Genomic DNA, 20,701 nt, shown 5'->3' with positions numbered 1-20,701 from the left:
ACCTGATACCAGAACACTGCCCGGACAGACAAAGAGTATACTTCACTACTTATCAAAGAGAACCTATTGCACCCTGTTCGGATAGACTCGCAAGCGCAGGTTGGTCGAGGACAACATAGTATGACAATAGATCCCTGGATTATCGTGATCGGTATCTCAGCCGGTGGTATCTTACTGTTACGCGACTGGCGCCTGACCGTTGGGCTGCTATTACTCAACTATTTCGGCCTGGCCGGCCTGCTCAACGAACAGCCGTTCATCGCGCCCGATTTCACCCAATTCAACGTTAGCTCACTGGCATTGATCAAGCTAGTGACAGGGGTTTGTGCTGCGCTGATTCTTGCCGTCACAGCATTGACCTTTTCGCACGACTACGGTCTGGAAAACCTCGATGAATTTGGGCAGGCCGAATTACGACGTGCGTTACGAGCCGCGACACGGCAGCGTTCAACCGAATCGACCCGCTTGAATGAATATCTCCTGCCGTTTTTATCGGGAGTCGCCGGACTGACTGCCAGCCTGATGCTGCCCATCATCTATCCGATTGCCCCCAGCCCCAGTCTCGATTTTGCCTGGTACTGGCTGGTTCTCAGTGGCGTGCTGGCAATGGCAACTGCAAACGATGTATTGAAGATCGGGCTGGGGATGCTCCTCTGCACGAGTGGTATCGATCTGTTGTACAGTGCGGTTATCAGTGCCCCAACCGCGAGCGGACTAAAGATCATGCCACTCTTGCTCCTCAGCATTGTGCAGATATTGCTGGCGTTGGCCATCGCATACCTGGCCGGATTAGTCTACGGGCGGTTGAAGACGCTTACGATCAGTGAGCTATACCGCGGATAACTATGCTATACCTGCTGCTCATCTTCTTTCCAATTAGTATGGCGTTTAGCACCTTTCTGCTACGCCGCATGCCACGCATTGCCGTTGGTTTGGGCATTGGCACGCTGATTGTTGAACTGTTGCTTGCTGTACAGGTGCGAGTAGATGATCCGGTACGAATTTTCGGCGTTACCATGCTACTCAGCCCGCTGCACCAAATTTTTCTGTTCCTTTTTCTAGGCATAGGGATTGTGGTGCTGATCGCGGCGTGGGTATTTCCCCACGGCGAGAACTTCAGTGCAACCGGCCTGCTCATCATCGCCCAAATCGTTGCCATTCTGCTCATGCAAGACTCGTTTGTGACGGCTTTGATGCTGGTAGCAATCGCGCTCACCGCGGTGCTGGCAATTGTCGATCTGCCGGTTGGTGCAGGTGTTCTGGTAAGCAGACAAATATTGGCAACCGCGTTGAAGTATCTGGTGTTGATGGTAGTCGCCGGCATCCTGCTCTACGCTGCCTACGTGCTCACCGATCTATTCCGACCGGGCGAACTCCCGGGTCGAATTTCACCGGCTCGCTTTATCCTGGCGTTGCTTGCAGCCGGTTTTGCCCTCCGTATGGCGCTCGTGCCCTTCCACGCCTGGCTGGTCGATCTCATTACCTATGCCGGTTCGCTGGCGTCAGTGTTGATCATTGCTTTGCCGGTACCGGCTAGTTTGCTCGTCTTCCTGCTCACGCTGCAAAGCTACCCCACGTTGCTCTTTGAAGGCGGGCAGGCCCTGACTGTGCTACGCATTGGAGCCGCGTTCAGTGCCTTCCTGAGCAGTGCGCTGGCGCTTACCGCTGCCTCATTGCGCCAACGGCTGGCCTATCTGATTACCGGCCATTGTGGTGTTATCTTCTACAGTTTTGCATCTCTGTCACTCATCGGGTTGAGCGGAGCCGTTTTCGGTGCAATCAATATCGCGCTGGCAATCACAACAGTGCTTATCAGTCTGACTCTGCTTGAACATGCTATTGGCAGGGGCACTATCGAGCCGTACAACGACCTGATCTGGCAGCGACCGGTCGCCGGTGCAGGGTTACTGGCAGGCGGTCTGGCATTAACGGGATGGTTGCCATCACCAGGCGGAAGCGCCTACCTGCTGGCGCTTCAGGCTGCGGCTGACGCCGGTCTGGTCGAGGTATTCATTCTGGTAGCGGCAATGAGCCTGGCGACACTGACCCTGATCCAACTGACCGTCCAGTACCTGATCGGATCACGTAGTAAGGTTGCCGAAGTCGAGCCGCGACTGTTGGGCGAAACTGAGGTCGACCGGCCCGCTCCGGTTCGGCTCTCACCAGAGCCGTGGACTGCCAGGTGGCTGATCATCGGGTTGATAGCAGCCATGCTGGTGATTGGGGCGATCCCGCAAACATTACTGGCCACGATTGAAGCCGCCGTGCGCAGCCTGGCAGCACTGAGTTCGGGATAACCGGTGGTCATGGGAGGCAAAATTGACGACTGACGTAGTTATAGCCGGATTGGTTGCACTTTTGCTCTATCCGGGTATATTATTTGCAATAGGGTTAAGTATCGGTTATCGAATCCTATCCGGTCGGCCACTGCCATTTCCCGGTAAAATGATCGTCAGTCCTGATCTCACCGACGGTCTGGGGTTGACATCGCTGGCGTTGATCGGTGGAGGACTGGCCGGTTTGACCTGGCCAGGGCATCAGTGGTCATTACCGTTCGGTTGGATCGGTAGCTGGGCATTGTTTGAACTGGCTGCATGGTCACTGCTGTTGCCGGCTCTGATGGCAGGTGCACCTCGTACAGTCCGTTCTGCGCTACGGGAAGCGCAAATCGGCATGCTGGCAAGGGCGATACTGTGGGGAAGTATTGCCACCGGCCTGGCAGCCGCCGACAACCTCAATGGCTGGTCACTGAGCGGACACGGCTTCGTCCTGGTGAGTGCTCTCCTGAGCCTGCCGGCAGCTATCAACTGGGGACCCTTCGGCCCTGAACCATCACTTGGCCCGCAGGGGATTACGGAAGGTCTTTCCACCCGGGCGGCAACAACGCTGACGTTCGCTCGCGATACCCTGGCTGCGGCACTCATTGCCACCATCTGGCTAGCCGGTTTCCCGATAGCAGTGCTGCCGGTGTGGCTGGGTCTGTTGGTGATTGGCATTGGGAGTATCATCACCACACTGGGATTACGGTGGCTCAACGGACGATTTCCGCGCTTTAGCGTGCCGGCTGCGCTGCGGTTCACCCTCATCGGGGCAGGTAGCCTGGCCGGACTGGCCCTGGTAGCCATATCTGTGGGGCAGATGTAGTTACGGCAGACACCACTCAGGAGATCAATCCCATGACCGATGTCATCGTTGTTGAAGGCCTTACCAAAAGCTACGGTCATGTATCGGTCTTGCGCGGTGTTCATCTGCGGGTTGCGGCAGGTGAAGTGTACGGCTTGCTAGGGCCGAATGGTGCCGGTAAATCAACGCTTCTCCATCTGTTACTTGGTTTTTTACACCCCGATAGCGGGCGGATTCGCGTGCTGGGCAGTGCTGATCTCGAGGCGCAGCGGCGGCAGATCGGCTACATCCCCGAACGGCAGCGTTATCACAACTACTACACACCACGCGAATACCTTACCTTCCTCGGTCGTTTCGATGGCATGTCGGAGACAATCCTACGCCAGCGGATCGACGAGTTACTCGAGCTAACCGGCTTAACTGCTGTTGCCAACCGCTACCTGCGCACCCTCTCGAAAGGCATGATTCAACGTTTGGGCATCGCCCAGGCCCTGCTTACCGATCCCGATCTTTTGCTGATCGATGAGCCAACCAGCGGCCTGGATCTCGACGGCCAGCAAGAACTGCTCGTCTTGTTGAACGATGTTCGCCAGCGCGGGCACACCGTCTTGCTCTGCACCCACCGCCTCGCTGAAGTTGAATACCTCTGCGACCGGGTCGGTATTTTAACCAACGGTAAGGTTGCGCTTGAGGTGAATGTCGCCGATGTACGACACCTGACCGGCAGTATGGTCGTCCAAACCGAGCCACTCGACCTGCCATTACGCCAGCGATTAGAGATGATCGGACGCGAGATCCGCTGCGACGAACAGGCAGTTGTGATCAGTCCGCATTCACCTGAATTACAGGCAAAAGTTCTCCAGGCCTTGATCGAAGCGAATGTGACAATCCGGGCGCTAGAGCCACAGTTGAGTCGCCTGGCGCAGATCTATATGCGCACAGTACGCGGCGAACCGGTGGATAACCTGCTGGTTACCGACCAGGAGCCGCTACGTGTTATCCTGAACGAAGCCATCAATCCGGCCCCAACCGATAACATTGATCCGCTCTTGAAACGATTACTGCAACGAAGAGGGGGCGACTCCAGACAAAAGGATGGCAAGCAATGATCCGAACCGGTAAACAAGCTATACTCCTGACCGGCTTCACCTTACTTGAGTATTTGCGCTCTGGCCGGTTCTTTTTCGAATTGACCATCATGATTGCCAGTTATGTTGTATTCCTGCGCCCTACTGGCACCCCAATGAATGCCGGCTATCTGTTTACTGTGGCAGGCATCTTTGGGCCAGTTCTGGCCATTCTGAGTACCGGTTTTATGATCGGCTTAGGTGATCGACCCCAGGGCTACATTGTTCTGTCGCACAACGTCAGTCGTGGTGCGTATCTGATCGGGCTGTTTTACGCTGCCTGTCTTGTTGTGCTGGTTATGTACGGAATACTCTGCCTGCTGGTAGCCCTGACAAATCGAGTGGTTGATCTCGATCTCATTGGCTGGTTCCTGGCCAGCTTACCGCTTATGCTCAATATCGGGTTGTTCTCCGCCCTGACGATCTTACTTTCGCCTCTGGTGTTGGGTACTGGCTGGCGTTTGTTCGTGCTTGCCTTGATTGCATTGGCACTATCGAGTAACGTGATCAGCGGCCCAATCATCAATCAACTCGAAGAGATCAATCCCTTGTTGGTTACGATCTTACACGCCGTGCAAACCGTGTTGAGCGGGCCGCTGGTTCCAATCTTTTACGGCTACCAGATTAGCATCAGCGGTAGTTTCAGTGAGGTCTCGGTCTGGGCTAACCTGGTCGCGCAGAGTTCACTCTTACTGGCATTTCTAGGACTGGCCCGCTATGCGTTTAACCAGCGTGACCTGATCTTCAGCGTATCGTAGCATCAGTCACCGGCACGAACGCCACCGCGTCAGCCCAGATACCACGTCGGCGATCACCGGCAATGGTACCGGTCGCTACCAGCGGTGAGGATGCCGGGTCAAAGGTATAGACTCCCAAATCTGCCCACCAGTTGCGTTCGGCTTCCAGATCAACGGTCACCACTGTCTCACCGTCTTGATGACGAATGAGAAAGCGGGCTTCACGCGAGTCGTCATAGCCGTTAAGGGCAAACGGTACGTATGCCAGCACCCGGTATTGCCCGCCGGTCGGAAGCACTGGTTGCCAGACGGCCACCAGGGGGGCTGCGAAATCGCTAAAACGCCAGGGACGAGCAATGCTGGGGGTTAAGGTTGATGGCGCAAAGCGGGCACCACCGGCGTAGCCTATATCAATGACCTGCCAGTCACCACTCAGCAAAAAGCCGGGATCGCGATCATCAACCACGACCACACCCGGCGGCGGTGGCGCACAAGGTGATGGCATATCGACCCACAGCCAGACACTGATCTGACCAACCGGATTCAGCGCCCATGGATCGGGGTCGGTACCACACCAGCCATACGGATCGACATCACGCCCCAGGTACTGCACCTGCAAATGGAGATGCGCACCACGGGCACAGCCGGTATCGCCGGCAATCCCGATCACTGCCCCCCGCTCCACCATCGTTCCAACCGTCACACTCACCCGAGCCAGATGCCAGTAGAGCGTACGATAGCCGTTGCCGTGTTCGATAATCACTGCCCCGGCCGGTGTTGCACAGCCATCATCAGAATAGCCGGCAAACACGACCTGACCGGGTGCCGCAGCCAATACCCGATCCGGAGGCCCCATTGCATAATCCCAACCGGTATGGCCATCATAGGCGAACGCCCGGTCAGTTTCAGCGCGTCCCCAAAAGGTATGCAGAGAGCCATTCGTGCGGAGAAAAGGGGCATCGTGATCGAAAAAGGAGGTGACCGGGAAGTTTCGTTCGGTCGGACGAGTAAGAAACGGTTCAGCGGGTGGCGGCCAATCGGTTGGCTCCAGCCGTGGATCGAGGTCGAACAGGCGCAGGTAAGTTGGCGCAACGGCTACGAGCAGTGCTTCAAGACGGTTGGAAGTAGTTGTCGGTGCCAATGCTCGACTAAGGACATAGCGACTCAGATCAGTTCCGGGCGGGAGCGCCAGGGTGCTCCCATCGGCAAACGTAAGCGGAGGTAAAGCCATCGGCCCCAGCAATGCATAGTCGCGCAAGGCAGCCCGTAGTTCGCGGGTCAGCCAGCGTAACTGCGCAAACAGACCGCGTCGACTCCCATTCTCGCCCCGAAACCCGGCAGCCCAGGCCATCTGATCACTACTGGGGTTAGGTGTGCTGAGGAGACCACTCTGCACATCCATGAGACTCAACAGTAATCGCGGGCTGACACTGTAGAGATTACTCAGCGACACCAGAACATCGGTAAACGAATGGCTGCGACCGCCAATAGTGATACGCATCGTTGCCAGCGGACTCTGGTGCGCTTCCAGAAATGCCTGAATCTCCGGTCCGCTGAAATTGTGGTCGTAGCTGAGCCGTTGTGGATCGAAGAGGGGATGCACGGCAGGTTGCGGTGTGGCCGTCGGTGCCGGCGTGGGTGTTGCCAGCGGTGTAGCAGTTGGGACCGGGGTGAATGAGGTAGCAGTCGGCACCTGACTCACAACAGTCGGCGTGATCACCGACAGCGGTGTATTTGTCGGTGGTAGCGGCAGCGGAGCCGCACATGCAGTTAGCACGATAGCGAGGGTAAGTAACAGGTAACGCATAGCAGCATTATAGCAAGAGTTTGGGGAGACGTTGGAAAGAGAGGCGAGTCACAATCCCTGCTGTCCCGGTGGGGAGGGGAGGTGCACCACAGAGACACGGAGGACACAGAGGGCAGTGGGAAAGGCACCACAGAGGCACGGAGGATACAGAAGGTGTAGGAGAGGCACCACAGAGACTTGAGCCGCTGGGGCGTGTTGGTGAGGGGATAGACGATATGGGCTAACACAGCGTCGCTCGTCAGAACGCCCTAGTGAGGCATCGGGTCTCTCCGCTCAGGCGTGGCGAGAGAGGCGGTAAGGATGAGGGCATTCATAGCATTTCAAAGATCTATCTCTCATAAACGCTCGCATATCTTGTCTGCCCCTGAAGTACTTCTGTAGTGAGATGAGCATCGCATCTGCTCAAGACTCAAGCCCGTTACCCTATTGACGATTACCCCTGATAGATGTATAATGCGCACTCGGTCGAGCCAATCGACCATGTCATTCGCGCCCCCCGTTACGTTCGGGTTACGGGTTTCGCGTTTCGGGAAGGCACCCGACACACGTAACACGCAACACCGAACGCCGAGCGGAAATCGTCGTCACGGTACGCTGGTGCCCCATGGAGAAGACGACGTCGGGCGGGCTTGTGTGAGGCAGTATGGACGGCGCATACAATTTACGCGCGATTCAGCGCTCCCCAAACTGCACACCTGCACGCCGTGCGTCGGTAGGTTTTATCTACTAGACGTGCGCGAGTGACGCTGCGCGTTCTCGCTTCTCCGGCCACTGCATCAGGTGCAGGGCCTTTTTTCATCCCCTGACGCTGAATCGCTATGGTCACGGCAATCTAGTGCCTGTCACGGCCATTGCCGGTGTTCGCTCGTGATCTTGCCCGCTTCTGGTGGGAAGGGTCTTGTTTTGCCTTGGTTTCGTTGTGCGGGTTGTTTCCACTGTATGAATGGAGGAATGTGGTACAGTTGAAGACGCTAACCTTTGCCGACTTGATTGCACAGCAGACCGGCTTTGCCGGTGAGGGCCACCTGACCGATTTCGTGAGCCGTTACGACGGCGACCTCTACTTTGGTGATCGTCTCAACTTGAACCGACTGGTACGCCAACACGGTGCACCGCTGGAAGTCGTATACACACCGCAAATTACTGCACAAATTCACCGCATGATCGGCTGGGCCGCGCAGGCTCGTGCCGCTACCGAATACGCAGCTCCCTTTCATTACGCCTATGCGACCAAGGCTAACTTTGCTGCCGAGGCGGTGCAAACAGCGTTGGCGGCTGGTGCTCATTATGAAACCTCGGCAACTGCCGACCTGATCATCGCCCATGGTCTCTGGCGTCAGGGCATCCTGCCACCTGATCGACTGATCTGTTGCAACGGCTCAAAGGAGCCGGCCTACCGCAACGCGATCCGGCAATTGCGTCTCGACGGTTGCGAGACGGTGATACCCGTCCTCGATGATCTCAGTGAATTGCACGATCTGATCACAACGCCGGCACCCTTACAATTTGGCGTGCGTGAACGTGCTGCCGGAAATCGGGATGGTCGACACCCCGGCAATGATCGTTTTGGTCTGACAATGGCCGAGATCGAACAGGCTGCCGATCTGATTGCAACAACTGAACACCGGCTTGTGCTGTACCACGCCATGATCGGCAGCCAGATCGAAGACGAAGGGCACTTCCTGACCACCCTGCGGGCTTCGATTGAGAACTATTGTCGTCTACGCCGCCGTGTACCAACCCTGCGCTACTTCAATTTTGGTGGTGGCGTACCAACTGCCGGGTATCAGTTGACCTTCAACTTCGACTACCAGCGTTTTCTTGCCCGGCTGATGGCAACGGTGCGCGATCTGTGTGCCGAATACGATGTACCGGTGCCGGAGTTAATCGGTGAATTTGGCCGTTACACCGTCGCCACCCACAGCGCCTATCTGGTTGAGGTGGGCGCCGTGAAAGCGGGACAACCCGATCAACCGGACTGGTATTTGATCAATGGCTCACTGATGGTGATGTTACCGGACACCCTTTTCGTCAGTGGGCAGGAGTTTGTCATCCTGCCGCTCAGCGACTGGCATCGGCCAGTGCGTCCAGTACGGCTTGCCGGTCGGCGCACATGCGACAGCGATGACATCTATCCGCGACCGGAACAGCCGCCATTGTGGTTGCCGGAGACCGATGGCGGTTTGGTCCTGGCCATTTTCGGCATTGGTGCGTACCAGCAGATGATTTCTGGCCGTGGTGGAGCCCACCACTGTCTGACGCCCGAAGCGGCTCGCTTCATCGTCGAAGAGCGTGATGGGCGTCTCAGTTCACGGCTGGTGCCACAGCAGGATCAGGCGACTATTATGCGCTTGCTCGGTTATCGTCCGCAGCCGACAGCACTGCCGTTGCCATTCCGCCAGCCAGCCCGCTCGGCAGTACTTGCTGCTCGCCGGCGTACCCGGGAGCGAATGGTATCGATTTGAGGTAAGGTGATACGATGATGAGAGGTGGCCTCTGCGGGCCACCTGTTGGTTTTTGAGAGCAGTATCACTTCGGTTGACAAACCTGTCATCCTTAAATTTAGAAATTTTGTCAGTAAAATAACAAATCCAATCAGGTAGACATCAACTCCAGTTACGGGAAAACATCAGAATCCAGCCTTCAGACATTCTTAGAACAGCGATGTGCGAGAGCAGGGTACAACGAACGAATGGCAACTGATGCAATACCTGCTAACAAAGAACTGGCCATTCAGCAAAATCTCAATAAGACTGGACGTGATTTTGGTTTGAAATATTGCACCGGCAGTATTGGCACAACTATTTTGCCACCATCTTGCCCTGACACGAGGTGTCGATCCGATGCATCCCCGCGGGCTACGGAAAATAACACGTACTCACTGATATGATAAGACTTTCGCCAGTTATTGAGCCTGAATAGGCACCTGCCTGATTGCAACTTATTCATCGTCAGCTCATGATGAAACTGCAGAAAGAACGAAAGCGTCTATCATGCGCAGCAGCTTATCAGCTATGCTGCCAGCATTTCAGGCATGAAAGGTCATTTCAGCCATGATTGTCTCGCATCTCGCCGATCTTCAGCGTTCGTATCACCATATTGTGCTTTCCCCCCATCTCGATGATGCTGCCCTTTCCTGTGGCGGTTCGCTGGCCGCCGCGGTGGCTGCTGGCGAACCGGTGTTGGTGGTGACGATCTGTACCGCAACGCCACCCACTGATATGCAGTTTAGTACGCTGGCCCAACAATTTCATGCTGATTGGGGGTTGTCACCGACGATGGTGATGCAAACCCGCTGCCGCGAAGAGGAGACAGCGCTGTCGATATTGGGGGCCGATGGGTTGTGGGTCGGTGCGCTTGATGCCATCTACCGGATGCCAGCGGTGTACAACAGTCGTGCAGCACTCTTCGGAGAGCCGGCTGCTGGTGATCCGCTGTTCACCACTCTTCACGATCTGTATCACCAGCTTCGCCACCGGTTTCCCCACGCTACCGTCTACGCCCCCTTGGGTGTGGGGAATCACGTCGATCACCAATTGACCTGTCTGGCTGCGGCGACGATAGAGGGTCCGGTGATGTGGTACGAGGATTTTCCCTACGTGGTGCGCCCCGGTGCACTTGAACAACGACTATACATCCTCGATTGGTCATTGCGCCCGCTGGTTCGGACTATTGACGAACGAATGACGACACGTCTGGCTGCCATTACAGCGTATGCCAGTCAACTGGCCGAACTGAGCTGCAGTCAGTTAGGCCATCCGATCGCGAATGGTGAGGCGGTTGATGTGATGGCCGATGCTGTGCGCACGTATGCCCGGCAGGTTGCACCGCCGGGTACGCTCTACGGTGAACGCTTTTGGATGCGTAGTGGAGACTGTCGGTATACATAGCAAGATGTGCTAACATGGGTGAGAGCGAACAAACATTCACCTGCTACGTAAGGAGACTCCCATGCGCGCCGTCTATTATGAAGCGTTTGGTCAGATGCCATGGATCGCCACGCTGCCCGATCCAGCCCCAACGCCAGATGGTGTCGTGCTCGCAGTACGCGCTACCGGCCTGTGTCGCAGCGACTGGCATGGCTGGATGGGGCATGATCCCGATATTAAGCTGCCGCATGTGCCAGGCCACGAACTGGCCGGCGAGATTGTTGCCGTCGGATCACAGGTTCGGCGCTGGCGAATCGGTGATCGGGTCACCGTTCCCTTTGTGTGTGCCTGTGGTTTTTGCCCTCAGTGTCAGGCCGGCCAGCAACAGGTGTGCGACAACCAGTTTCAACCGGGATTCACGCATTGGGGATCGTTTGCTGAATACGTTGCCATTGATCGTGCCGATCTGAATCTGGTGCGCTTGCCTGCCGATATGAGCTTCACGACTGCCGCCAGTCTGGGATGTCGCTTTGCAACTGCCTTTCGCGCCGTCGTTGATTTGGGCCAGGTACGTGCAGGCGAGTGGGTGGCGGTTTACGGGTGTGGTGGCGTTGGTCTCTCGGCGATTATGTTAGCCTCTGCCCTCGGTGGACAGGTGATCGGAATCGATATTAACCCGGAACGGCTGGCACTGGCCCAGGCGGTAGGTGCAACGGCGGTGATTGATGCCACTACTGAACCGGATGTGGTAAGCGTGGTTCGCGATCTCAGCCGCGGTGGGGTACACCTCGCGATTGATGCGTTGGGTAGTCCTATGACCTGCGCCAATGCCATTGCCAGTCTGCGGAAGCGCGGGCGCCATGTGCAGGTTGGTCTGCTGCTGGCCGACCAACGGATGCCTCCGTTGCCGATGGATATCGTGGTCGCGCGTGAGTTGACGATTATGGGAAGTCATGGGATGCAGGCTTACCGCTATGATGCGATGCTCGACCTCATCCAGTCTGGCAAAGTACAACCGCAACGCCTGATTGGCCGCACGATTAGCCTGAGTGAAGCACCGGCGGCCCTGGTCGATCTCGATAGTTTCCGTGGTTCTGGAGTGACGGTGATTACAGGGTTTCAGGGTTAGAGCCGACCAGGCGACTGCAACACTTCGCGCACTCCCCGCAGGCGAAAACCGAGCTGACGCGCCCGGCTGATGTCGAGCGCACAGTTGCGTGGTCGTGGTGTTGGACTCTCGACACTCCAGGCACCACGTATGAGACCTGGATCGAGACCGTAAGCCTGCGCCAGCAAGCAGCCCCACTCATAGCGGCTGAGTATCTCGGCGCCGGCAAGGTTGATCACACCACGGTAATCCCGTTGCGCCAGATCGATCAGGGCTACGGCCAGATCATCGACAAAGATCGGACAACGGAACTCATCACGAAACAACCGTTCCGGGCGCTCTCCGCGTACCACGGCCAGGGCAAAAGCCGTATGGCGATCCATCGGCTCAAAACCGTAAATGAGTGACGTGCGCACAATGGCTGCCGCCGGATACGCTGCATGCACCAACGCTTCAGCCCGCGCTTTTGCGCGACCATAATCGGTGATTGGATTGGGCGGATCATCTTCTGTGTATAGCCCGCCCTTTTCTCCGTCAAAAATGACATCGCTCGACATATGGATCAGGCGGGCGCCAATCTGGGCAGCAGCCACGGCCACATGGCCGGCACCCTCCCCGGTTACCGCCATCAAGTCGGGATCGTATTGGCGGAATGCGGTATGGACAATAACGGTCGGCTGCACCTCGCGGATCAATGCCATAACCGCCGCTGCGTCGCGGAGATCGAGGGGATGCCAGGCAACCTCTATCAGCGATGGCGGAGTCTGCGAGTGAAAGGTAGCAGCAATCTGCACACCCAGACGACGGGCGTGACGGATCAACGCCTGCCCCAGATACCCTGTACCACCGGTGATCAGATACCGTTCGCCATTCATCGTGGTATGCTTCAGTTGCGCTCATCCTGAGCGTCTATGGCCGTTGCAGTGAAGTCGTGCTCCAAGGCCTTCAACGCTTTACGTGCGGCCGCACGCTTGGCCTCTTTCTTGCTCGAACCAGAGCCGGTAAATTTGCGACCCGCTACAGTGACCGCCATCACGTACTCACGCTGGTGTTCCGGGCCTCGCGCCTCTTCCATTGAATAGTCGGGGAGTTGCTTGAAGCGAGCCTGCATCAATTCCTGTAAGCGCGTTGTTGGATCGAGATCGATGTGAATAATCTGCTCGATCCGGGCTTGCCAGAATGGCACAATGAACGCCCGTGCTTTCTCAAGCCCTTGATCCAGGTAGATGGCCCCTACTAGCGCTTCAAACAGATCGGCCAGCAGCTTCTGGCGGCTACGACCGCCAGGGTTGTCTTCGCCTCGCGATAGATAGGCATACTGGCCTAGATTGAACTGAGCAGCACATTCGGCCAATCCCTTCGTGCTCACCAACGCGGCCCGCCAGTTGGTCAGGGTAGCCTCATCCTGGTCGGGAAAGGTCTCGAACAACCAGGTTGTGGTTACAAAATGGAGTACCGAGTCGCCGAGAAACTCTAACCGTTCATTGTCGGTCAGGTGATTCAGCAGATGCGGCTGTTCGTTGAACAGCGAACGGTGCATAAATGCCGTCTGCAACAGCGCTCGATCACGAAAAGTGATCCCGATTACCCGCTCTAGTTCGGTCAGTTGATCATTCATAGCGTCTATCCGTGGTATTTACGAAAGGCAAGGCACACATTGTGTCCGCCAAAGCCAAACGAGTTGCTTAGGGCTACCTCAATCCGAGCCGGGCGCGGCTGACCGGGCACAAAATCGAGATCACAGGCCGGGTCTGGTTGCTGAAGATTGATGGTTGCCGGCAGGAGATTGTTCTGCATCGCCAGGATAGTCACGACTGCTTCGATAGCACCGGCTGCACCGAGCAGATGACCGAACTGCGACTTGCTGGCACTCACCGGCGGTGATTTCTCACGTCCGCCGAAGACCTGCTTGATGGCAGTTGTCTCAACCGGGTCACCGGCCGGGGTTGAGGTGGCGTGCGCATTGATATAATCCACATCCTCTGGGGCCAGAGCACCCCGCTGCAGGGCCAGCCGAATCGCCCGTGCGACACCTTCGCCATCCTCGGCCAGATTCGAGATATGGTAGGCATCAGATGTTGCACCATACCCCACCACCTCGGCTAAAATACGCGCACCACGGGCACGAGCGAATTCAAGGTCTTCGAGGATGAGTACCGCTGCACCTTCACCCATCACAAACCCATCACGCTCGGCGTCAAATGGTCGTGAGGCATGGGCATAATCTTCGTTGCGCGTCGAGAGGGCGCGCATCGCATTGAAGCCGGCGACGCCAATAGGGGTAATGCTGGCTTCACTGCCACCAACAATGATCGCCTTTGCCCATCCACGGCGAATAGTCTCTGCTGCCTCGCCAATGGCGTGGGCTGAACTCGCACAGGCCGATGTCACACAGTAGCTCGGCCCACGGGCACCGGTGACAATGGAAACCTGACCGGCGGCCAGATTGGTGATCATCGCCGGAATGAGGAAGGGACTGATCCGCCCCGGCCCGCGACTGCGCAGAACGTCTAACTGCTCCGAGAGGGTGCCAATGCCACCGATCCCACTGGCAATAAAGACCCCGATTTCATCACGATTGGCGGGCGTGATCTCAAGTTCGGCATCGCGTAACGCTTCTCTGGTCGCAGCCACTGCAAACTGCACGAAGCGGTCGGTGCGTCGTGCCTCTTTGCGATCCATATAATTCGTGGGATCGAAACCCTTCACCTCAGCGGCAAACCGGGTATCAAAACCGGTTGGATCGAACAATGTGATCGGACCGACGCCGCTCCGCGCTGCGACGATCCCCTGCCAGAGTTCGGCTACGCTGAGACCAAGTGGGCTGATTGCCCCCATTCCGGTCACCACCACCCGTCGATCCATGCTTACTCCTTAAGTGTTGTATGTAACTACTAACATCGGCGCGCATTATATCACGTTGCTCACTATCTGACGACAATTGCCTGATGTACCGAGTACGAGGGCGTGGCAGACGAATGCACAGAGCGCTTTTTCTGTGCATTCGTCTACCATGTATTATGGAATAAGGGCAAACCAGTCTACTCACTCACGACATTCTTCAGCACCCCAATCCCATCAATCTCGGCCTCCATCACATCCCCTACCTTCAACCAGCGTTGCGGCGTCATCCCCATACCGACCCCTGAAGGCGTACCGGTCGCAATAATATCGCCCGGTTCGAGAGTCACGCCACGGCTGAAGGTGGCAATACAGGTGGGAATGTCAAAGATCATATCACCCGTTACCGAATTCTGCACCAGCTCGCCATTGAGGCGCAGCCGGATGCCGAGCGCGTGTGGCTCGGGAATTTCATCAGCGGTGACAATCCACGGTCCCAGCGGGGCACTACCGTCGAGGCTCTTGCTGTAAAAAAACTGTTGATGGCGCGTCTGAAGATCGCGTGCGCTCACATCATTCATAATGGTATAGCCGAAGACGTAATCGAGCGCAGCACTTGCCGGAATATTCCGCCCACGCCGCCCGATAATCACCGCCAGCTCAACCTCCCAGTCGCGCTGCGCCGAGACATCAGCCATCAACGATACCGGTGCATTGGGATGATTGACTGCCGTCGGCATCTTACTGAAGAAGACGGGGTATTCGGGCAGCTTTTCCGGCAACCCTTTCGCCCGCAACGACTCAATCGCATGAGCAGCATAATTCATCCCCAGACAGATGATGTTCTTGCGCGGTCGCGGAATTGGCGCACGCAACTCAACCGCAGCCAGCGCCACCCCTCCTTCCGCTGTAGCGACGATCTGCTGTGCCGCAGCCAGCAACTCTGGCCCACCATCGATCAGATCGAGCATGGACGCTGCCACCGCCGACAGATCGATCACCTCATCGCCCCGCAGAGCACCAATCCGTTCAACCCCACCATAGCGATAGGTTAAGAGTTTCATGTACCCTCCATCATCACCTGCATTTACGGCGTCATAGCCGTAATCGGAACCGGTGTGAAGACCAGAATAAACGTCAAGAGGCCAAGATACGCCAGCCAGCGCCATGGCCCCTCAAGTGGTGAAATCTCATTGCGCAACGGACTACGCTGCTGACCAACCAGCGCGACCATAACCGCCCAGATGAACCAGCCCGACCAGAGAAACCCCAGCCCCAGCAAAGCAACTGCAACAATCATACTCATAATCCGTGCCGCTCGTGCACCAAACAGAGCGAAAAAGACATGACCCCCATCAAGCTGACCGGCCGGCAGCAGATTGAGGCCGGTCACCAGCAAACCGGCCCAACCGGCCAGAGCCATTGGATGGAGATAGACATCTTCGCCACCTGAGGGCAAAAAGCGCCCGAAAATAAGGATCTTCATCGCCGCATACAGCAATGAATTGCCTTCGGTAAAACTTCCAGGGAGTGGCACCACCTGCTTCACTTCCGAGATGCTCAGCCCGATTCCCAGAACCGGAATAGCGACGACCAAGCCGGCCAGCGGCCCGGCAATACCGATTGCCAGCAATGCCCGTCGATTCGGAACGAGGTCTTTAATCGCGATGAACGCACCCATTGTGCCGAGTAAAAAGAGCGGCATCGGGATAAAAAAAGGATAACTGACTGCCACGCCCTCACGCCGGGCCACAATGAAGTGGCCGAGTTCATGGGCAAGCAGAATCGCCAGCAATGAGCCACTAAAACTCAATGCGTAGCCCCAGTTGAAGACGATCTGGCCGGTGCTTTCGATATATTCCTGCCCACCAACCAGCATCGTCGAGGCAATTGTCAGTACAAAGAGCAAAACCGCCAGCCAGAGCCGCGAAGGTGGCGCCTTCGGCGGTGTCGGAATAAACAAGATCGCGGCACCGATAGGATCGTGCTGAAAGAGTGGCGTATACCCAAACGCCTGGGCACGGGCAACGATAGCATCGTGGGCTGCCTGCGCCTCCAGAAGTAACTGCCCTCGACAACGCACCGCCCGCAGATCACCGTTTGCCAGTTCTTCACTGGAATGCACCAGCATAACTTCGGCGGCCAATATGCGGAGTGCAGACGTAGGATCAAAGTCAAACATAGCGATGAGTCCTTTGCTGCGATGATGTCACTATTCATCTTACCACAGACGCGCCTCAGCGCTGTTTGCCAGTTCGATGTAGAAGCCATTTTATTTGACAAGTCAGATGATCACAACGATCCCGCACGTTGCCCCTACGACCGGTATGGTGACTGATGCAACGCTGGTGCCAAGATGCGGGCAGCACTGGCATAGCGGTGGGCACAGCATGGGGCGCAGGTGATTATCGTCTGAACTGCACGCTGCTGGCATAGTAGGGCGAGGAGCATACCGGGTCATGGTACATTCCTGACCAACAGGGATGCCTCTGCAGATGACGCAAAGTTGAATGCGCTGCGGCGCTGGGATGAACAGTGGCTCGCCAGTTGTACTTTAGCACAGGGAGGATGCAGGTGCCTGTCGTTGAGCAAGAGTTGGTATACATGCAGGCAACACTGGCGTGAAACACGATACTGCAACCTGGCATATTCCGGTGATGAAACAAAAAACCGCTCTACCCATATCCGGGCAGAGCGGCGGATTGAGACCGGATGCGAGGTGAGTTACGAGTCAGAGTGATTGACCACCGGAGGTTGCGAACGGTGCGACGGATGAGGTCGCACCCCCCACAATGACTGGAGATGCTGACGCGCACCACCAGTGCGTCGATCCAGCAACATAATAAACCGACTTGCATTCGCCAGACCCAGACGCTCAACCAATGCTGCCCATCCTTCCTCGATCAACCGAGTCTCAGCTTGATTCATCGCATCTGCTCCTTAACTAACTGTAGATCAGCCTCAACCATCATCTGCACCAGTTCAGGGAACGTAGTGCGTGGTTGCCAGCCCAGTTTTTGGCGAGCCTTGCTGGCATCACCGATCAGCAAATCAACTTCAGCCGGACGCATGAAGCGCTGATCGATCACCACATAATCGCGATAGTCAAGACCAACATAACCAAATGCCAGTTCACAAAACTCACGAACCGAATGGGTCTCACCGGTAGCGATCACGTAATCTTCTGGCTGATCCTGCTGCAACATCAGCCACATTGCCTCCACGTAATCGCCGGCAAACCCCCAATCCCGCCGCGCTTCAAGATTACCCAGGCGTAGTTCTTCATCAAGACCGAGTTTAATTCGCGCCACGCCATGAGAAATCTTGCGCGTCACAAATTCAAGACCACGACGCGGACTCTCGTGATTGAACAGAATGCCCGACGTAGCGTGCATGCCGTAGCTCTCACGATAGTTGACCGTGATCCAGTGACCGTATACCTTCGCAACCCCGTAGGGGCTGCGAGGGTAAAAGGGTGTCGTCTCCTTCTGGGGCACCTCCACCACTTTGCCGAACATCTCACTGCTCGACGCCTGATAAAAGCGAATTTCGGGATCAACAATCCGTACCGCATCAAGTAAGCGGGTTACACCCAGAGCTGTCGTTTCGCCGGTGAACACAGGTTGGGGCCACGATGTCTGCACGAACGACTGTGCGGCCAGATTGTACACCTCATGTGGGTGATGCTCGCGCAGGATATGGATCAGCGATACTTCATCGAGCAGATCGCCACTTACCAGCGTGATTTTGTCCTGAATATGCCTGATACGCTCGAAATTGACGGTGCTCGAGCGACGCACCATGCCGATTACCTCATACCCCCTGGCAAGGAGGAACTCGGCAAGGTAACTGCCATCTTGACCAGTAATACCGGTGATCAACGCACGCTTTGAAGCCATACTTTGTTATCCTCTCACGTTAGCAGCACAAAACCAGCACAAGCAAACGTTCTCGCGCTTCAACAAACGGTGCTACTATACAATGAAACGAGTTGTGTGTCTGCTAAGTGAGTTACCATGTGCCTGTATGAACGAACCAATAGGACAACGGATTGCCTGCCTCCGCAATGAGTTGGGCTGGACTCAGCAAGAGCTTGCCGAACGGCTCGCCATTTCGCGAGTAGCAGTATCGCATATCGAGTTGGGGCTATCAGTGCCTGGAGAGCGTACCATTACGCTATTAGCCGGTTTATTTAAGCGCGAGCCGTTGAAGCTTGTTGCCGGTACCGATTACCCACCGGCACGTGCCGAGCGCTTACCGTTTGTAACCTGTCGCTATACTGAAGTCGAACTACAGCTTGCGTTGTTGGCCCGTGATTGTGAGTGGATTGCGGCAGTCGGGCCAATTGCGACCGGGCGAGCAACGGCCATCCTTGACGAATGGCGTATCCGGCTCGAACGCCTTACGCAGGAGACAACCGACCGGCGTGAGCTGGACTTGCTTGCCGCTGCTCGCCGCGATCTTGACCGCTACTTATAACTCACCGCGAGCGGCTGCTACTGCCTTCTGCGCACCCTCAGCCAGGGTTGCCGCAGGGATCAACTTCGACTCGGCCAGCAGTGCCCGTCCGGCTTCTTCATTTGTCCCCACCAGCCGGGCCACCATCGGTACATCGGTTGGCACCTCTTCGAGCGCAGCAATAATCCCGCGTGCCACTTCGTCGACCCGCGTGATCCCGCCAAAGATATTAAACAACACCGCCTTAACGTTTGGATCAGAGAGAATGATCTGTAAAGCGGCTTTGACCTTCTCTTTGCCGGCACCACCACCAATATCAAGGAAATTGGCCGGCTCGCCACCTGAGAGCTTAATCACATCCATGGTGGCCATCGCCAGACCGGCACCATTGACCATGCAGCCAATGTTGCCATCGAGCTTAATATAGGTGATACCCGCTTCGCGGGCACGCCGCTCAGCTTCCGGCTCGGCAGAGGGGTCATGCAGGGCAGCCAGATCGGGATGGCGGAATAGCGCACTCTCATCGAGGAGAATTTTCGAGTCGAGGGCGAGCAGACTGCCGTCGGCCTTGACAACCAACGGATTGATCTCCACCAGTGAGGCATCACACTCCACAAAAGCTCGATACAGAGCACTGGCAATTTGCGCGAACTGACGCGCTTGCTTGCCATCGGTTAAGCCAATACGAAACGCCAGCTCCCGGGCCTGAAAATCGAGCAGACCCATCGTTGGATGGGCCGGAATCTTGATGATGGCGTCGGGGTTCGTTTTCGCTACTTCTTCAATTTCAACCCCACCTTCAGCCGAGGCAATCATCATCACGCGCTTGCTGCCGCGATCAAGGATGGCCGAGAGATACAGCTCGCGCTTGTAGCTGACCGCTTCGGCAACCAATACCTTCTCAACCGTCAACCCCTTGATGTTCATACCAAGAATCTGTCTGGCAACCTGCTCGGCCTCAGTTGGGGTTTGCGCCAGCTTTACACCACCAGCCTTACCACGTCCACCAACATGTACCTGGGCTTTCACCACGACCGGGCCGCCGATCTCTGCGGCGATGGTTCGTGCTTCCACCGGTGTAACCGCTACCCCGCCACCTGTCACCGGAATACCAAAACGGGCTAACAGGTCGCGAGCCTGATATTCATGCAACTTCATGCCAAATCTCCACTGCCCGCATCACGATCTTTTGGTAGAAGAGAACGCCTATACTCACGGGATACCTACCATATAACTGCCGGAATAGTATCACAGGGATCGGCGAGATGTCAAACATTTTGACTGTGCAAACTATGTGCATGAGATTGATCTTTGCTCGATCTCATGATTGTTGAGATGTCGAAAGATGCAATAAAAATTTTGACACTTCAATGGTTTGTGAGTGTCGTAATCCGATACTCTTTCAGCGGTGCTAATCCGCTTTTTTCAGAATACGCCAGCTATCCTGATGTGAGTCTGGTTTCCTGTTAGCATGATTACACTGCAGCGTTACCAACAGTGCGAAACGTTTTTTCTTTGCTTTGTTGCACACATTGATGAGATGTGGTAACAATAGTTTCTGAACACGCGAGCAAGCCGTTCTGGCAACGTTGCGCGTATCGCCTATCACCTGACCCAAACGGCGCTGCCAC

Annotated in this window: 19 protein-coding genes; 9 read left to right on the top strand and 10 right to left on the bottom strand. The window is 56.2% G+C overall.

The genetic code is table 11. The annotated features are described in order from the left end of the window. The first annotated feature begins 120 nt into the window (after positions 1-120). Genes VAE55_RS07280 through VAE55_RS07260 form a run of 5 tightly spaced genes read left to right on the top strand, consistent with a single transcriptional unit; the run spans position 121 to position 5,008 of the window. Entirely contained in the window at positions 121-843 is a 723-nt protein-coding gene (locus VAE55_RS07280; protein ID WP_322815131.1) for a hypothetical protein, read from the top strand. Between the two features lie 2 nt (positions 844-845). Beyond that, complete coding sequence (locus tag VAE55_RS07275) at positions 846-2,297, top strand: proton-conducting transporter membrane subunit (protein WP_322815130.1); 1,452 nt, start codon at positions 846-848, stop codon at positions 2,295-2,297. A 22-nt stretch (positions 2,298-2,319) separates the two neighbouring features. Continuing rightward, positions 2,320-3,144 carry a hypothetical protein gene (locus VAE55_RS07270; protein ID WP_322815129.1) on the top strand — a complete coding sequence of 275 codons (825 nt, stop codon included), beginning with the start codon at positions 2,320-2,322 and terminating at the stop codon, positions 3,142-3,144. 32 nt (positions 3,145-3,176) lie between these two features. Further along, positions 3,177-4,232: an ABC transporter ATP-binding protein gene (locus VAE55_RS07265; protein ID WP_322815128.1), complete on the top strand. Its 1,056-nt coding sequence runs from the start codon at positions 3,177-3,179 to the stop codon at positions 4,230-4,232. Continuing rightward, positions 4,229-5,008, top strand: a complete 780-nt coding sequence (locus VAE55_RS07260) for a hypothetical protein (RefSeq protein ID WP_322815127.1) — start codon at positions 4,229-4,231, stop codon at positions 5,006-5,008. The genes VAE55_RS07265 and VAE55_RS07260 overlap by 4 nt, the downstream gene beginning before the upstream one ends. Here the strand turns inward: VAE55_RS07260 and VAE55_RS07255 are convergent. Then, positions 4,995-6,794 carry a peptidoglycan DD-metalloendopeptidase family protein gene (locus VAE55_RS07255; protein ID WP_322815126.1) on the bottom strand — a complete coding sequence of 600 codons (1,800 nt, stop codon included), beginning with the start codon at positions 6,792-6,794 and terminating at the stop codon, positions 4,995-4,997. The genes VAE55_RS07260 and VAE55_RS07255 overlap by 14 nt on opposite strands. A 953-nt stretch (positions 6,795-7,747) precedes the next feature. On the opposite strand from VAE55_RS07255, the gene VAE55_RS07250 reads away from it, so the two are divergent. The 3 genes from VAE55_RS07250 (at position 7,748) to VAE55_RS07240 (ending at position 11,792) form a co-directional block, all read left to right on the top strand. Continuing rightward, complete coding sequence (locus tag VAE55_RS07250) at positions 7,748-9,259, top strand: arginine decarboxylase (protein ID WP_322815125.1); 1,512 nt, start codon at positions 7,748-7,750, stop codon at positions 9,257-9,259. Positions 9,260-9,847: 588 nt separating this feature from the next. Then, the gene (locus tag VAE55_RS07245; RefSeq protein WP_322815124.1) at positions 9,848-10,684 is read left to right on the top strand and encodes a PIG-L deacetylase family protein; all 837 of its coding nucleotides are present in this window, start codon (positions 9,848-9,850) and stop codon (positions 10,682-10,684) included. A 61-nt stretch (positions 10,685-10,745) separates the two neighbouring features. Then, on the top strand, positions 10,746-11,792 hold the full coding sequence (locus VAE55_RS07240; protein ID WP_322815123.1) for a zinc-dependent alcohol dehydrogenase family protein: 1,047 nt from the start codon (positions 10,746-10,748) through the stop codon (positions 11,790-11,792). Here VAE55_RS07240 and VAE55_RS07235 read toward each other — a convergent pair. The 7 genes from VAE55_RS07235 to gmd form a co-directional block, all read right to left on the bottom strand. Further along, positions 11,789-12,646 (bottom strand): SDR family oxidoreductase, encoded by an 858-nt coding sequence (locus VAE55_RS07235; protein ID WP_322815122.1) that lies wholly within the window; start codon positions 12,644-12,646, stop codon positions 11,789-11,791. The two genes, VAE55_RS07240 and VAE55_RS07235, sit on opposite strands and share 4 nt — an antisense overlap. A gap of 11 nt (positions 12,647-12,657) precedes the next feature. Then, on the bottom strand, positions 12,658-13,389 hold the full coding sequence (gene rnc / locus VAE55_RS07230) for a ribonuclease III (protein WP_322815121.1): 732 nt from the start codon (positions 13,387-13,389) through the stop codon (positions 12,658-12,660). Positions 13,390-13,394: 5 nt separating this feature from the next. After that, a complete protein-coding gene (fabF, locus tag VAE55_RS07225) occupies positions 13,395-14,636 on the bottom strand; it encodes a beta-ketoacyl-ACP synthase II (RefSeq protein WP_322815120.1) in 1,242 nt (413 codons plus the stop codon). Positions 14,637-14,812: 176 nt separating this feature from the next. Next, positions 14,813-15,676 (bottom strand): fumarylacetoacetate hydrolase family protein, encoded by an 864-nt coding sequence (locus VAE55_RS07220; protein WP_322815119.1) that lies wholly within the window; start codon positions 15,674-15,676, stop codon positions 14,813-14,815. Positions 15,677-15,699: 23 nt separating this feature from the next. After that, a complete protein-coding gene (locus VAE55_RS07215) occupies positions 15,700-16,794 on the bottom strand; it encodes a site-2 protease family protein (RefSeq protein ID WP_322815118.1) in 1,095 nt (364 codons plus the stop codon). 542 nt (positions 16,795-17,336) lie between these two features. After that, the gene (locus tag VAE55_RS07210; RefSeq protein ID WP_012660612.1) at positions 17,337-17,540 is read right to left on the bottom strand and encodes a hypothetical protein; all 204 of its coding nucleotides are present in this window, start codon (positions 17,538-17,540) and stop codon (positions 17,337-17,339) included. Next, complete coding sequence (gmd, locus tag VAE55_RS07205) at positions 17,537-18,511, bottom strand: GDP-mannose 4,6-dehydratase (protein WP_322815117.1); 975 nt, start codon at positions 18,509-18,511, stop codon at positions 17,537-17,539. The genes VAE55_RS07210 and gmd overlap by 4 nt, the downstream gene beginning before the upstream one ends. 127 nt (positions 18,512-18,638) lie before the next feature. Here gmd and VAE55_RS07200 point away from each other — a divergent pair, with 127 nt between their 5' ends. After that, positions 18,639-19,091: a helix-turn-helix transcriptional regulator gene (locus VAE55_RS07200; RefSeq protein WP_322815116.1), complete on the top strand. Its 453-nt coding sequence runs from the start codon at positions 18,639-18,641 to the stop codon at positions 19,089-19,091. Here the strand turns inward: VAE55_RS07200 and sucC are convergent. Beyond that, positions 19,086-20,228, bottom strand: coding sequence for an ADP-forming succinate--CoA ligase subunit beta (gene sucC, locus VAE55_RS07195; protein ID WP_322815115.1), 1,143 nt, complete (start codon positions 20,226-20,228; stop codon positions 19,086-19,088). The genes VAE55_RS07200 and sucC overlap by 6 nt on opposite strands. Positions 20,229-20,481: 253 nt before the next feature. After that, a partial coding sequence (locus VAE55_RS07190; protein ID WP_322815114.1) for a hypothetical protein occupies positions 20,482-20,701 on the bottom strand: 220 nt, incomplete at its 5' end.

The sequence above is a fragment of the Chloroflexus sp. genome (genome assembly GCF_034432675.1).
Lineage (GTDB): Bacteria > Chloroflexota > Chloroflexia > Chloroflexales > Chloroflexaceae > Chloroflexus.
This window is presented reverse-complemented; position numbering and strand designations above follow the sequence as displayed.